General features: G+C 54.7%; 13 protein-coding genes and 1 pseudogene. 5 read left to right on the top strand and 9 right to left on the bottom strand.

Going from position 1 to position 14,052, the window contains the following annotated elements; genetic code table 11:
* Positions 1-177 precede the first annotated feature (177 nt).
* Together C5Y96_RS26795 and C5Y96_RS26790 are read right to left on the bottom strand one after the other, a co-directional pair.
* On the bottom strand, positions 178-393 hold the full coding sequence (locus C5Y96_RS26795) for a hypothetical protein (RefSeq protein WP_105359777.1): 216 nt from the start codon (positions 391-393) through the stop codon (positions 178-180).
* 166 nt (positions 394-559) lie between these two features.
* Entirely contained in the window at positions 560-1,252 is a 693-nt protein-coding gene (locus C5Y96_RS26790; RefSeq protein WP_105359775.1) for a transposase, read from the bottom strand.
* 107 nt (positions 1,253-1,359) lie between these two features.
* Here C5Y96_RS26790 and C5Y96_RS26785 point away from each other — a divergent pair, with 107 nt between their 5' ends.
* Positions 1,360-1,860 carry an integrase core domain-containing protein gene (locus C5Y96_RS26785; RefSeq protein WP_146115823.1) on the top strand — a complete coding sequence of 167 codons (501 nt, stop codon included), beginning with the start codon at positions 1,360-1,362 and terminating at the stop codon, positions 1,858-1,860.
* 239 nt (positions 1,861-2,099) lie between these two features.
* On the opposite strand, the gene C5Y96_RS26780 is transcribed toward C5Y96_RS26785, so the two are convergent.
* The 6 genes and pseudogenes from C5Y96_RS26780 to C5Y96_RS27950 form a co-directional block, all read right to left on the bottom strand.
* Complete coding sequence (locus C5Y96_RS26780) at positions 2,100-2,657, bottom strand: hypothetical protein (RefSeq protein ID WP_105359770.1); 558 nt, start codon at positions 2,655-2,657, stop codon at positions 2,100-2,102.
* Between the two features lie 156 nt (positions 2,658-2,813).
* Positions 2,814-3,428 (bottom strand): DDE-type integrase/transposase/recombinase, encoded by a 615-nt coding sequence (locus tag C5Y96_RS26775; RefSeq protein ID WP_105359769.1) that lies wholly within the window; start codon positions 3,426-3,428, stop codon positions 2,814-2,816.
* A gap of 37 nt (positions 3,429-3,465) precedes the next feature.
* Positions 3,466-4,707, bottom strand: coding sequence for an NAD(P)/FAD-dependent oxidoreductase (locus C5Y96_RS26770; protein ID WP_105359767.1), 1,242 nt, complete (start codon positions 4,705-4,707; stop codon positions 3,466-3,468).
* A gap of 32 nt (positions 4,708-4,739) precedes the next feature.
* Entirely contained in the window at positions 4,740-5,171 is a 432-nt protein-coding gene (locus C5Y96_RS26765) for a MarR family winged helix-turn-helix transcriptional regulator (RefSeq protein ID WP_233199175.1), read from the bottom strand.
* A 233-nt stretch (positions 5,172-5,404) separates the two neighbouring features.
* Positions 5,405-5,977 (bottom strand): methyl-accepting chemotaxis protein, encoded by a 573-nt coding sequence (locus tag C5Y96_RS27955; RefSeq protein ID WP_261341410.1) that lies wholly within the window; start codon positions 5,975-5,977, stop codon positions 5,405-5,407.
* Between the two features lie 453 nt (positions 5,978-6,430).
* Positions 6,431-7,506 (bottom strand): annotated as a pseudogene (locus C5Y96_RS27950) (ammonium transporter); the annotation flags it as partial.
* 652 nt (positions 7,507-8,158) lie between these two features.
* Between C5Y96_RS27950 and nrfH the strand changes: the two are divergent.
* From nrfH to C5Y96_RS26740, 3 genes are all read left to right on the top strand, one after another.
* Positions 8,159-8,713, top strand: a complete 555-nt coding sequence (nrfH, locus tag C5Y96_RS26750) for a cytochrome c nitrite reductase small subunit (protein ID WP_233199172.1) — start codon at positions 8,159-8,161, stop codon at positions 8,711-8,713.
* Between the two features lie 12 nt (positions 8,714-8,725).
* Entirely contained in the window at positions 8,726-10,315 is a 1,590-nt protein-coding gene (locus tag C5Y96_RS26745) for an ammonia-forming cytochrome c nitrite reductase subunit c552 (protein WP_105359758.1), read from the top strand.
* A gap of 120 nt (positions 10,316-10,435) precedes the next feature.
* Complete coding sequence (locus tag C5Y96_RS26740) at positions 10,436-11,275, top strand: hypothetical protein (protein ID WP_158261442.1); 840 nt, start codon at positions 10,436-10,438, stop codon at positions 11,273-11,275.
* On the opposite strand, the gene C5Y96_RS26735 is transcribed toward C5Y96_RS26740, so the two are convergent.
* Positions 11,272-11,814 carry an HD domain-containing protein gene (locus C5Y96_RS26735; protein ID WP_105359756.1) on the bottom strand — a complete coding sequence of 181 codons (543 nt, stop codon included), beginning with the start codon at positions 11,812-11,814 and terminating at the stop codon, positions 11,272-11,274. The genes C5Y96_RS26740 and C5Y96_RS26735 overlap by 4 nt on opposite strands.
* Positions 11,815-12,266: 452 nt before the next feature.
* On the opposite strand from C5Y96_RS26735, the gene C5Y96_RS26730 reads away from it, so the two are divergent.
* A complete protein-coding gene (locus C5Y96_RS26730; RefSeq protein WP_105359755.1) occupies positions 12,267-13,988 on the top strand; it encodes a methyl-accepting chemotaxis protein in 1,722 nt (573 codons plus the stop codon).
* Positions 13,989-14,052: the final 64 nt, after the last annotated feature.

The raw sequence follows: 14,052 nt of genomic DNA, 5'->3' as shown, positions 1-14,052 counted from the left end.
ACCAGTCTTTAAGTGATAGTCTTCAAGGATTGACCTGCAATCCAAAAACTAATTTACCGAATGGACGCGGTTGAAGGGGGCAGATGGTGTTCCACTCACCCAATCGTGTCCTAGATGTCCTGTTAGCTGCCAGAAGCAAGTGTGCGAGGACAATTCCTGTTTCCTTTTAAGCCAACATTATTGGCTTCCCTGTACCTCCACTACCTCCCATGAACTGCTGTCTATGTATACTGTTGCATCACCACCCATTCTAGTCTTGTCCGCAAGCGAAAAATGCACGACCCAGCGTCCATTATCCTTGCGGACAGAGCTTGTCATTAATTCAGGGGCATATCCATAATCTTGAATTGTTTGTATTGCAATCTGCAAGGCCTTCTTTTCTTCAATTCCCATCTCATTCGTTCCTCTGCAACTGGTAAGCGAAAATGTCGCTACAACCAAGGATAGCCATATAGGTGCATGGCCCTTTATATGTCGTGAAAAGCAGTTCATTAGCTCAGTTCCAAATGTTGCCTTTTGACGGTTTGGGGGAAGAAAAGGTGTCAGGGAAGAAAAGGTGTCAGGACTCTTTTTGGCCGCTAGCTGTTTTCTTTGGTCGGCCTCTGGGGCGTAGGGTCGAGTCTAGATTGAGACGGCAGGCGGTCGATTGGGTCCATTTGGGGTCGCCCAGCGGGGAGCCTCGGCGGATGGCGTGTTGGATCGCGTTCACTTCCTTTTCGGTCAGGGCCTGATTGACGCGATCTTTCCAGCGAGGTGGTCTGGCTACCGGCCACGGCGAGAGAAATTTGGACCGCTTGCCGTGATGATCCAACCAGTGGGCAAGCGAGCCCCATTTCCAGTCCTCGGCCACGGCCACCAAGCCAGCCTGCAAGGCATTGCGTTCGACATATCGGCAGACAACCAGGAAGTGCCCGTCATCCTGCACGGGAAAGCTTTTAAACCGGCCTTGGTAGAGATGCCCCTGGCCAGAGGTGTGGTAGTGGGCGTGCCGCCGCATAGTGTGGGTCAGCGTGACCCACCGCAAAAAATTGCTCATACCGCCGTCCGCCGTGGGGCGGATCACCAAGTGCCAGTGGTTGGGCATCAACTGGTAGGCCAGCAACTGGCATGGATACCGCGAAAGCCCCTCGGCTAAGATACGCTCGAAGGCATCGAAGTCCTCCGGCTTATCGAAAATAGTCGCTCGTGCGTTGCCTCGATTCAACGCATGATAAACGCTCCCAGCCTCGTCCGCTCGTTTTGGCCTTCCCATGGAAGCATGATAACACAAGCGGTGGAGAGAACAAAGAGTCCTGACACCTTTTCTTCTCCTGGACGTCAACTGGACCACGCCAGGTATTCGCCTTGGCATTTATCAATGTGGCTACTCGAAAGGTGTTTGCTACGCCTTCCACTTTCTCGACCGGCGGCAAGTGGATCGAACAGAAAGCCAGAGACTTTCTGGAACATGTGAAAACAGAGGGTCTGGCCTGCACGATCCTCATGCGAGACTTAGACAAAGCGTTCTCCGAGCGATTCAATTCGGTGTTCACCAGTCGTGGTATCGACGTGAAGCCTGTTGGTCCTCGGGCACCCAACCTGAACGCATTTATCGAACGATGGATTCAGTCGCTGAAGCAAGAAGTGTTGGACCACTTTATAGTGTTTGGCCAATCGCACTTCGACTACATAGTCCATGAATATATCGACCACTATCACGAGGAACGACCCCATCAAGGAATTGGCGACCTACTACTAGCGAGTCGTGGCGAGCCAGATAATGAAGATGTGGACGATGAAGTAACCACCCTCAGCATGGCTGATATCCGGTGCAAGACGCGGCTGGGTGGGATCCTGAAGTCTTACACTCGCGTTGCTTGAATTGGGTTCGGGTAATCTATTTGCATCTACTTCTACGATGGTGATGCGCGCCGACCGTGGATTTGGCTTGATTCTGGTTCTTTACCTCAATCTTATTGGCTGAAATCGTCAGTTTCAGTTGGCATTCAGAATCGTGATTGGTCGGAATTTTGCTCAGAAATTGCCGCTGATTTCTGTTGGCATCGTTTCTATACAGGGCGGTGCGGCCTCATTTGTTTACGTAGGTTTTGAAACAGCTTCTAGTCTGACGTCTTATCGCTCTTCTCAGAGGACAATTCTCGGACTAGGCGATCGAAGAAGTTTTTTGAGGCTTCTCTAAGCTCTTCACGGTTGCACTTTAATCGCAGGTCTGTTTCGATAACACGCGTCTCACCTTTCGTATTAGCGAAAATCATGCTCCCAAGTTGCAGTTCTTTGGTAGCCTTCCCGGGTGCTTTCACTAACAAATGATCTTGACTCAACAAGAGTCGCGCAGGAGGGTTCTTGGAGCCGTTTCCATTTTCGTAGATAAGAAGTCCAATCAACTCAACATCAGAATTAGTTTCATAGCTTTTCAAAAAAGCAGCGCCAATCCATCGTTTGTTTTTAAATTCCGACGAAAGCGTAAATGATTCGATAAAGTACTCCGTCTCTTTCTTAGACATTACGAGAGAGTCAACAACGGCTTCAATCTTGTTAGGCCCGCTTAACTGGTTCATGGGTAAACCAATCAACGTTTCGCCCGCAGTTGCGTTACTTGCTAACTCCAAGATGGCAACTATCTGAAAAAGTATCAAACACTTAAACATGTATTTCACAGTACAATTCCTTCAACTTCGATAAATACGGTGCAAAATGCTCTTCTCGCGTCTCCGATACAAAGTGCTTCCTACCCTCCAGCGATTTCATCTAAGTCATCCGGGTCGTAGATAGGAGGAGACGGTGGCGGTGAATGCCCTGGAGGATTGTGCCCCTCACTTAATCTTTGCGCATTTTTTAGCAGGAAGTGGTTGAGGAACGGACCTCCGGGTAATGTCGAGGTAGCCATGTTCCACAAGAACATGGCGGACAGCTCGACGATGATGTATCGCTAACAACATATCGGTCAGTGCATCCCCGCGGGTGCATGCTTCATGGTTCAGTTCTCGTTCGTATTGTAGACCAGCGGTACGGAACGTGTCACGCTCGATGTCGTTGATGGGAACGCGAGCCGCGAAGCGGCTGGCGGGTGTTCCGGCGGCGAAGCCGCCGGGGTAGCTCGCTTCGTTGGCCCAACGCTGGGCCGCATGAAGATCATCGGTCGTCCAGTCCAGGTAATGCCCCTGGCGGGCGGCCAGGTATTCGGTGCGGCGTTTCGCCGCCCCGATTCCGGCCTCGCAGGCCCCGTTGTAACGAGGCACGCGAACCGGTGACAGCAGCGGTACGACCTGATGCTCCGTTAGCCAGGCACCGAAGTCGCCGCTCTTGAAGGCCGAGCCGTTGTCGCTCTTGAGCACCAGCGGTGCTCCATACTCAAGTCCGAGTGCCTGGAGTACCGAGACTGCCTCGGCCGCGGTGACATTCGCCACCGGCGTCCAGGCCAGTTGCATGTTAGAACGCTTCCTTCTTGTTCGAGAAAGGAAGAAGCTATTCCGCCATCGCTTCCGATTCGGTTTTCATCGTGGCGATCGACTCGAAGACCTTGTCGAGGCTGTCTTTGAACAGGTCGCCGATCAGCAGGTCAGTGATGTCGCCGCGGTGGTCGGGGAAGCGGCGGACGAAGCGGCCAAAGTTGAAGCCGTCGTAGTATTCGCAAACCAGCTTACGCATGCGTTCCATGCCCACCAGGTAGGCCGGTTCCCAGTGCCCTAGCTGTTGGCGGCTGGTGTCCCCCTTCTTTAGCCCCTCGACGATCGCATCGGCGGCGAGTTCGCCTGACTTGAGTGCTAGAAGGACGCCGGAAGAGTAGAGTGGATCGAGGAAGCCAAGGGCATCGCCGATCAGCACCCAGCCATCGCCGGAGGCCTGCTTCGATTTGTAGGTGAAGTCTTTGGTGGCGAAGATTTTGGTGACCTGCTGGGCCCCTTCGATACGCATCTTGGCGGCAGGGCAGCGCTCGAGCTCTTCGGCGAAGACCTCTTCGTGCGAACCTCGCCCTTTGAATAGATAGTCAAAGTCCCCCACGACGCCGATGCTGACGATGTCGTCGTGCAGGGGGATGTACCAGAACCACCCCTTCTTGTTTTCGACCTGCAGAACGGTGGTGGCCCCTTCGTCCCGGCCGGCATCGCGTTTGGCACCTTGGTAGTAGGTCCAGATCGATCCCTTGTTCAGCGACGGGTCTGGGACCTTCAGTTTCAGCTTGTTGAGCAACAGCGAGCTTTGGCCGCTCGCATCGACCACGACATCGGCGTAGACCTCTTGCTTTTCGCCATTCTCATCCATGATCTGGATGCCGGTTGCCCGGTCGCCATCGAAGAGGACGTCCAGCACGCGGACCCCTTCATGGGTCTTCACGCCATGCTCTTCGGCGTTGCGGAGCATCATTTCGTCGAATTCGCTACGACGAACTTGCCATGTCTGCGAGCAGTCGTGATCTTTGTTGTCGTGGAAGTAGAACGGGGCCGACTGCTTGCCAGAGTCGCTGACGAACTGAACGCTGTACTTCTTGATGAACTGGCTGTCTTTTAACTTGGGCAGCATATTCAAGCGTTTTAGAACCCAGTAGGTTTCCGGGATCAGGGATTCGCCGATATGGAAGCGCGGGAACTTCTCGCGCTCGAACAGTTCAACGCGAACCCCTTGCTGGGCGAGCAGGGTAGCAACCGTGGCTCCTGCAGGACCACCCCCGATGACGACGACTTGTGGCTTGTTCTGAATATCGATCATGCTCAAAAGTACTTGCTCGCTGATGGTCGGGCTTATTCATCGACCAGTGACAGGTTGGTTTCATCTTCGTGAGGCTCGCGGGCTTCTTTGAGTAGCGAGGCCAACTGACGAAGTGCGTCGGGAGAAAGGTGCCCCAGTTGCTTGCGGTGGCACTCGCGAACTTCTGAAGAAAGCTCTTCCAGCAGGGCCAAGCCTGGGGGGGTAACGGTTACCTCGACCACGCGTCGATTCTCGGGACGTCTCTCTCGTGACAGTAAACCGCGTTGTTCGAGTTTATCTAACAGCCGAGTCATGTCCGGAGCACGAGAAATTAATCGTGAGCCAAGCACCAGGGTCGGCATCGAGTCGGGGTAGACGGATTTCAGCAGACGCAGCGTATTGTATTGTTGGGCGGAAAGGCCGGCGTTGCCGAAGACCTGTTCCTCAAACGCTTTCAGGCGATCGTAGGTACGCCATAGGTTCAAAAAGACTTCTTGCTCCAGGGAGTCGAACTTCCTGGAGTTTGTGTGCGTTCGAGGCTTTTGCGGAGTAGGAGCCATACCCCCAGGATAGGCGTTGCTACAACAAACGTCAAGACAACTGTAAATGCACGGCAGGCCAGCGACGGGCATGATGTTCTATTTGCCTGGCGAGGGGGACAATAAAAAAGCGAGCCCCGGTGGAGCTCGCTTTCCGTTGAATGGCTAGGATGCTTGAGTTACGCCAGTCCGGCTTGGTCCAGCACGGTGGTGAATTCCTGGTAGGAACTTCGCACGCGTTGACCGATCGTATCGCTGGCTTCGCGGATCGTTTTCATGCCGCCGAGCATTTCCTCGACCATGGCTTCGATTTCGCTGCCGATCTGGCGGACCTGTTCTGCGGAACTTCGCTGGTCGGCGGACGATGCTTGAATGAAACGATTCATTTCATCACTCATCGCACAAACTTGGCCGATCACTTCGGCTGTTTGGCTGAGGTTAGAGGACACCTGGCGGGTATCTTGGCGAATGCGTGAGATTCGACCGCTGATCTGGTCGGTCGATTCGGACGACGCCTTGGCGAGCTGCTTCACTTCCGTGGCGACGACGGCGAAGCCTTTGCCGGCTTCGCCAGCTCGGGCGGCTTCGATCGTCGCATTGAGAGCCAGCATATTGGTTTGCTCGGCGATCTCGCGGACCATGTCCAGCACGCTCTCGATTTCGTGCGACGACTCACTCAGCTGGTTCATGGTTGTGCCACTGCTGTTGGCGGTGGCCACACCTTGTCCGGCCAAGGAAGCGGCCTCTTGCATTTGGCTCGAAATGGTTCCTAGTGACTGCACCATCCCATCGATTCGAGCGAAGATCTGCTGAACCGATCCGACCAGCTTTTGGGCGTTCGACGACGAGCCTTCAAGGATCAACTGCAGCGAGTTACGCTGCTGATCGATCGACTCCAGGCTCGCTTCAACCTGGGTTCGGTACTTGGTCAGACCGGCCTGGGCCAGTTTCTTTTGACGCTCGAGCGATTCGACTGCGGCCTCGGTACGCGAACGCTCAGAAGTGATCGCTTCAATCAAATGGTTGAACGCGTGAGCCAGGTCTCCCGCTTCGGTGCCGATCTCTGGTTCGACACGAAAACGCTGGTCGATGTGATCGGCCGTGGCTGCTTTTTGCATGGTCGCCGCGAGGTCGAACAGAGTGCTCTTGGCACCATGTTCCGAGATGTTCAAGCCGATGATTTCGTCGTGTTCGTCGACACGGACAGGAGTAATGCATTTCAAGAGCGAGATCAGCACGATCGCACTGCCAAAGCACCAGCCGAAACATGCCAGAACGCCCACGGCCTGCACGCCAATCAGATCAAAGCGAGTCATGCCGGAATCGAGCAGCACATCGGGGCGAGCGAAAAGGCCCACCGCGAGTGTTCCCCAGGCACCGCAGAAGCCGTGGACAGGAATGGCCCCGACGACGTCGTCCAGCTTCAGTACGCGTTCGATAAACATCGTACCGAGGAACACGAGCACCCCGCTCATCAAGCCGATCATCACTGCACCGCCTGCCGAGACACTGGCGCAACCGGCGGTGATACCGACCAGACCGCCGAGCACACCGTTGGCAACATCTTCCGCTTGGGGAAGCTTTTCGCTACCGAATATCCAACTGACAAAGGTCGAACTGATTCCAGCGAAACAGGCCGAGAGCATGGTTGTCATGGCAATCGGGCCGACGTCCGAGGTGGCTTCCAGGGTGCTTCCACAGTTAAAGCCGAACCAGCCGAAGACCAGGATGAACGTTCCCAGGTACATCAGGGGCAAATTGTGGGGATGAAAGCGATTGGCTGTTCCGTCCTGGTTGAACTTACCCAGGCGTGGGCCAATGACGATGATCGAAGCCAACGCAACCCAAGCTCCTGCCGAGTGGACTACCGTCGAACCGGCGAAGTCGATGAAGCCCCAGTTTTCCAGCCAACCGCTGGAGTCGCCGTGATACAAACTTCCCCAGGCCCAGTGCCCAAAGATCGGGTAGATGACCACCGACGTCACGAACGAGATAAACAAGTAGGTCGCAAAGCGAGAACGCTCGGCCACAGCACCTGAGTCAATCGTGGCCGCCGTGCCGCAGAACGTTGCCTGGAAGACAAAAAAGACCGCCAGCCACGGTGCGTTCTCGAAGGAGACACAAAAGTCGCTGGTTCCATAGAGTCCGTAGGCGGTCGTTCCGAACATTAGCCCGAAACCAATCAACCAGAAGCCAGCGACCGACAGAACGAAGTCGGCATGTTCTTGACGGCCACGTTGATCGAATTCTTGGCTCGGGCCAGCCCCGATTCCAGACACATAAATCCGGCTTGCATCAGCATGACCAGCGAGGCGGCGAAGATCACCCAGGCATAGTCGACCATCGAGTGCTCGTCACCAGATACTTCGACCACGTCGGTCGTGGTAGCCGCTTGAAAGGCTTCCCCTTCCGCCAAGGCGGTTGGCGTTATCAGGCCAGCGATTAGTAGCGTTGTGCCGACCAAGAAATAGGCGGCGTGTGATCGTTTGAACATCCAACAACTCTCTTAAGGGGGCAAATCAGAGATACACGATTTGTGATCGTTTGTTGGGCAAAGATAGGTTGATGTTTGTCTATCGTTGAGCTTTCTTATTGCTTTTTAGATTTTCCTGACCTCTGTCGTTCGAGGGGGCATTCTCGGCCCTCTCAATTATTGCTGCAGTGTGGTTTGATTTCACATAACCATTGCGGTGGATAGAAAATGGCCACATCCATTCTCTTTCGGGGGGATCCTGGGTTTGAGGGCCTTTGTTGGTTTATGTATAACCACTGCTACTTCGTGTAGGTGGTGTGAAGGTTGGTGGCTAGTTGCACGATCTTGCTTGCTGTTAGATCGACCGAGCATTAACATGCCGAGAACGTCATGCCCTAGAAGCAAACGAAACTCCTCTGGTAGCCAAGCCTCAGGTCGAATTCGACGGGATGGAATCGGGTTGACTCACGAAAAACCAGCTTCGCAGAAGCTCTACAGGACGCGGAATCGGTACGCGAAGGCCAAGGTCTTGGCAGGCCTATTCTCCTCGTTCTTTGCAATTCTGCTGGGAGTGGTTCTCGGACTGGGGGCATTCACGTTTGGCTACGGCAAAGGGGCCAGCTATCTCAGTAACGACCCCAAAACCTGTGTCAACTGCCACGTGATGCAAGAGTCGTACGATACCTGGGAGAAGTCGAGTCATCATGACGTGGCCGTCTGCAACGATTGCCATCTTTCTCACGACCCAATCGGCAAATGGGTAACCAAAGCGGATAACGGTTTCTTCCATTCGCTGGCGTTCACGTTTAACGACTATCCCGATCCATTGCGTATCAAACCTCGCAATCGCCTGGTCACGCAGCATGCTTGTTTGCATTGTCATGCCGACTTCGTTCACAACATGTTGCCGGCCAGCCCGCATAGCGAGACGATGTCCTGCGTCCATTGCCATGCGGACGTAGGGCATTCGCTTCATTCGAGGGTGTATCCCACTTTGGAACCTGACTCCCGTTGATAGGTATGCATCATGAGCCCTGACAACTCTGCCGGTAGTTCTGCCCGTGGTCCATCGTTTGTTTCGTTGGCTGGGCTGATGCTTTTGTTTGCCGTCGTCACGTTTGGGCTAGTGGCGCTTTTGACCAACATCTTCGAGAAGAAACAGGAAGCCCAGATTCCCTTCGTTCGCCTGGAAGAGGTGGACGAAATAACGACCGATCCTCAGCCGTGGGGCGTGAACTGGCCCGATCAATACGATTCTTACCTACTGACGGTCGATTCCGAAGAGTCTGAGTATGGCGGATCCGAGGCGCTAACGGCCAGCAAGTTGGAGGCCCATCCCTGGCTCAAACGTTTGTATGCGGGATATGCGTTCAGTCTCGACTATCGCGAGGCCCGCGGGCATGCCTACATGCTCAGCGATCAGGAGGTTACCAAACGCGTGACCGAGCGAAAACAGGCCGGAGCTTGTCTGCATTGCCATGCGTCGATTATTCCTACATATCGCCGGATTGGCCTTATGGAAGAAGGTATGACGGAAGTCACTGCGGAAGACCTGGCCCAAGACTTCAATTGGCCGGCGGTGATGACCGGATTCCAAGCCATGAGTGCAATGGAATATGCCGATGCCCATGCCGAGTTATTGAAGACTCCCGATGGGACTTCCGGTGAAGGTAAGGCTCATCCGGTTAGTTGCATCGATTGCCACGACCCCAAATCGATGGCGATTCGCGTGACCCGGCCAGGCTTCGTGCAAGGGATTGCCGCATTGGCGAAAAGTGACGATCCGGTCGTCCATTTGCCAAGCGTCGAGCGGTGGAGAAACGGAAAGCGTGAGCGGGACTACGATCCGAATCTTGATGCTTCAAGACAAGAGATGCGCACGTTCGTTTGTGCCCAATGTCACGTCGAGTATTACTGTGCCAGCAAAGAGACCTTGTTCTTTCCGTGGGCCAACGGGCTGAAGGTAGAGCAAATCGAAGAGCTTTACGATGGCCACAAATTTCCTGATGGCAGCGATTTCGTCGACTACAAGCATGGCGAAACAGGGGCCAAGATCTACAAGGCTCAGCACCCCGAGTTTGAGCTGTGGAGTCAGGGGATCCACGCCCGCAGCGGTGTGAGCTGTGCCGACTGCCATATGCCGTATGAACGCAAAGGGGCGATGAAGGTCAGTAGTCATAACGTCCGCAGCCCGATGTTGAACGTCAACCGCTCGTGCCAGACGTGCCACAACGTGAACGAGGGAGAGTTAAAACAACGCGTGGAACTCATTCAAGCCAGGACTCAGGACCTCATCGAAAGAGCAGCGGTGGCGATGACTTCGATGCTCGATGCGATCAATGCGGCCAAGGCAGCCGGAGCTACCGACGAGCAGTTGGCTCCCATTCTGGAACTCCAGAAGAAGGGGATGTGGCGACTCGACTTCATCAGCAGCGAGAATTCCAAAGGATTTCATGCCGACCAGGAAGCGGCGCGAATCCTGGGCGAAGCGATCGACTACTGTCGTCAGGCGGAAGTCGCAGCCACCAAGCTTCGTGCCCCTGAGTCTCCCGATGTCGCGGTAGAGGCCGTCGAGATTGAAGGGATCACACCGGACGATAAGGCCCCCATTCGCTAGGTGTGCTAGCAGGGGTTGGGGTAAAGCTGGCCTTGCTTTCTGGGCTCGGTTTTTGGTATTCCCTGCTCACCGTCTGTATCGGGGTCCGCAGACTGACGATGGTGTTGGTGACCCAGGCTGGTGGCTTCTGTAGCTCGGATGAACAACCTGCATAATCCTGTTTCCAACGATCGCATCGCCAAGCCATCGTGGCTTCGTTGGTTGCCTGCCGGCCTGCCACCTCAGCGGGCATTGGTGACGGATTTAATGTGGCTGCACAAAAGCATGCCAACCGTATCGCAGGTAAAGACGTTCGATCTGCGAGAATTGCAGGCCGTGCGGGAAGCCTGTCCCCGTCGTATTTCCTGGGCGATCGCATTTCTGCGGGCCTACGCGCTGGTTGCGGCCGAGTATCCCAGCCTGCGACGCACCTACATTTCGTGGCCCTGGCCGCATCTTTACGAGCATCCCGAGGTCATCGGTAACCTGGTGGTATCGCGGCAGGTCAATGACGACAATTGGCTGTTTTTCGCACCGATCGCCGATGCTGAGAATTTTTCGCTCGACCGGCAGCAGGGACTTCTCGAACGTTATCAATCAGGGCCGGTCGCAGAGGTATTTAAAAACCAGGTGCGACTGTCGCACTATCCCCACTTCCTGCGTCGCGTTCTCTGGTGGCTGCGATTCAATTTTTCACCTCGGAAACGTATCAAGCGACTAGGAACCTTCGCGTTGACGACCGTCGCAGGGCAGGGGGTGACGATCCTGGATCCGCGAGCTCCGGTAACGACGACATTAACCTACGGGCCGATGAATGACGCCGGACAATGCAATGTCACGATCGCATACGATCATCGGGTGATGGATGGCAAGGAAGTGGCTAGTATCTTATGCGCCACCGAACGCATCATGCAGACTCGCATCCTTCAAGAGTTTCATGAGCTGACCGAGCAGCATCGATCGTCGCGCCAAGCCGCTTAGTACAGTTCGTCATCGAAGTCTGATAGTTCGACACCCCATCGCTCGGTAATCCAGTCAGGCACGACGTTGAATGATGCGCGCCCGTCTGCCCAGTGGATCGTCTCACTGCGTTTGGCTTCATCGGTGTTCAGATAATGCGGGTGCGGTTTCATGCCGACACGCCCCAGGTCCAACCGGTCGGAATCCCAACAGGTTCCAATAGTGACATCTGCGTGATGTCGACAGTGCGTGTGTCCGCGGCACGCTTCCAGTAAAAGCGCAAACTGCGAGTCGCGTAGCTCGAACAACTCGCCACGAAGCTCCTTGGCCAGTTCGGCCCCGCGCTGGCCGTGATCGGGATCATGCCCTTCGTTACGCCGCTTGGAGTCGTGAAACAAAGCAAACAGCGCCACCACGTCTTGGTCCGCCCCACTCACTTCGGCCAGGCGTTGGCCGTTATCGTACACGCGTGCCCAGTGAGTGATGCCATGAATTCCCAGCAGGGGCAACTCGTACTCGCGTACGATATGTCGGGCAATCCCTCGCATTTCAACGGCCATTTCCTGGTCTTTCTATTGAGGAAGGTAAGGCCTGCACGACTGTCAGATAGGAACATAGAGTGGTTACGTCGTGCGGAACTGACTCATTCCGGTGAATCTCACCAACTGGTGGCTCCCTTAATTGTGGTGGTCAATGCAGCCGGAAGATAGCGTTCTGCGCTGTTTGACAGGGCCGGTTGATGTGGATTTCCGATAGCTGAACTCTCCTAATCGGGCCGTTGCGGAGTAGTTGGCTTCGGTGTAAGTCGTTTTGTTATATGTGTTTACTGTTTCTCAATGCACGCCTCTTTCCCTCCCCGCGTGGCGTCGAGTTCTAGCTGTAACGGATCTTGCTTCATCGATTCAACAAAAAATGTGGGGGTTTCGGATGCGTTACAAAACCACGCCCTAGGTTTCAGCATTACTGCGAACTGTTACGTGGATTCAAGTGAAGATGAAAAGGGGCATTGTTGATGAAAGCAGTAGGCAACTCGCAAGGAAGTTCTCGCAAGCGACGCAACACAATCCGACTCAGCACCAAACTGATTGGTGGCTTCTCGCTGGTGATTTTATTGACGTCGGTAGCGTGCTACCTGGGCTATTCTGGGCTTTGTGGTCTTGAGGTCGAACTGGTCCATATCTCGGCTGACAAGCAGATTTACGGCGATGCGCAAAAGATCAAGAACCTCATGTTGCAGCATCGACGCTACGAGAAAGATCTCTTCCTCAATATTGGTGATCGCGAAAAGCAAGTCGACAAATACGTTCCGAGCCTCAAGGCCAAGGAAGCAGAAATTCAGACGTTGCTGACCAAAATGCAGCAGGTCGTCAATGAGGATCCTCGCTTCTCGCCAGAGATCAAGCAGATTGCCAACCATCTTCCGCAACTGCATCAGCAATACATGGAAGGGGTGTGGCTAGTCAGTGAAAAGGCGATTGATGACGGCAGTCTTCCGCCGCAAGAAGCCAACAAGATGATGATGCCGTACAAGTTGCCAATTCATGATCTGGAAGAAGGTATCGATCAGGTTGCCGACGCCGCAACGCAGCTATTCGAGCAGCGCGTGCAAACCTCGCAAGCGGTTGGCGCGAACGCACGTTGGGCGATGATCGCTGGAACGATCATTGCCCTGGTTCCATGCCCGTTCGTAATTCTGTGGGTGATGGGGCCACTGAGAAAAGTGTCGAAGATGCTGGCCGAAATCGCCAAAGCAGAAGGGGACCTGACACGACGTTTACCGGTTGAAGGAAACGACGAAGTCGGCGAACTTTCTCAGTGGTTCAACACCTTCGTCGATCAAGTTCAACAGGTAGTGATTCGCGTGGGGGGAAGTGCCACCTCGTTGGTCGAGTCTTCCTCGCGGTTGTCCAATACTGCCGGAGATCTCTCGGGGCAAGCAGACAACACAACCCTGCGATCTTCCCAGGTCGTTGCGGCGGCCGATCAGATGACCCTTCGAATGGGCGAAGCATCTCGGTCGACGCAAACAATGCAGGCCAACATTTCGACCGTTGCCAATGCGATTGAAGAACTGGCGACGTGTATTCACGATATTTCCGGCAACACCGAGAAGGCATCGAGCGTGGCCGGCCAGGCTGCAAGTGAACTCGAACTGAGCAACTCGAACATCGTCGAGTTGAGTTCCGCTGCGACCGAAATCAGCCGCGTGATTGAGACGATTGAGGATATCGCCGAGCAAACCAATTTGCTGGCCCTTAACGCCACCATCGAAGCGGCTCGTGCAGGCGAGGCAGGCAAAGGATTCAGCATCGTCGCGAATGAAGTGAAAGAACTGGCGCGCCAGGCGGCAACCGCTACGGAAGACATTCGCCAGCGTATCACCGCAATTCAAGATGCCACCGAAAAAACTACCCGGTCGATTGGCGACATAGGTCGTCATGTGGCCCAGGTGAATGAGTTTTCAACGATGATCGCGGCTGCGATTCAGGAACAAAACTGCACCACGCAGTCGATCGCAGAGCACATCAATCAAACGTCGTACGCCGTTTCGCAAATCAGCGATGGTGTTACGGAGTCGGCTCAGGCCAGCGAAGAGATTCGCGCCAGCATGGTGGTCGTCGATCAATCGGCACGCGACACCGCCAGCGGTGCCAACAGTGCCAAGGCAACCGGCGACGAGTTGCACCGTATTGCTGACGAGTTGCAAGCCTTGATGGGTAAATTTCGCGTCTAGTGAACCGCCTGCAAACGCCATGCAGACCTATCCCTCTCAGCGTCCGCGCTGGGAGGGATTTTTT

Source organism: Blastopirellula marina, from assembly GCF_002967715.1.
In the GTDB taxonomy this organism is placed as follows: domain Bacteria; phylum Planctomycetota; class Planctomycetia; order Pirellulales; family Pirellulaceae; genus Bremerella; species Bremerella marina_B.
This window is presented reverse-complemented; position numbering and strand designations above follow the sequence as displayed.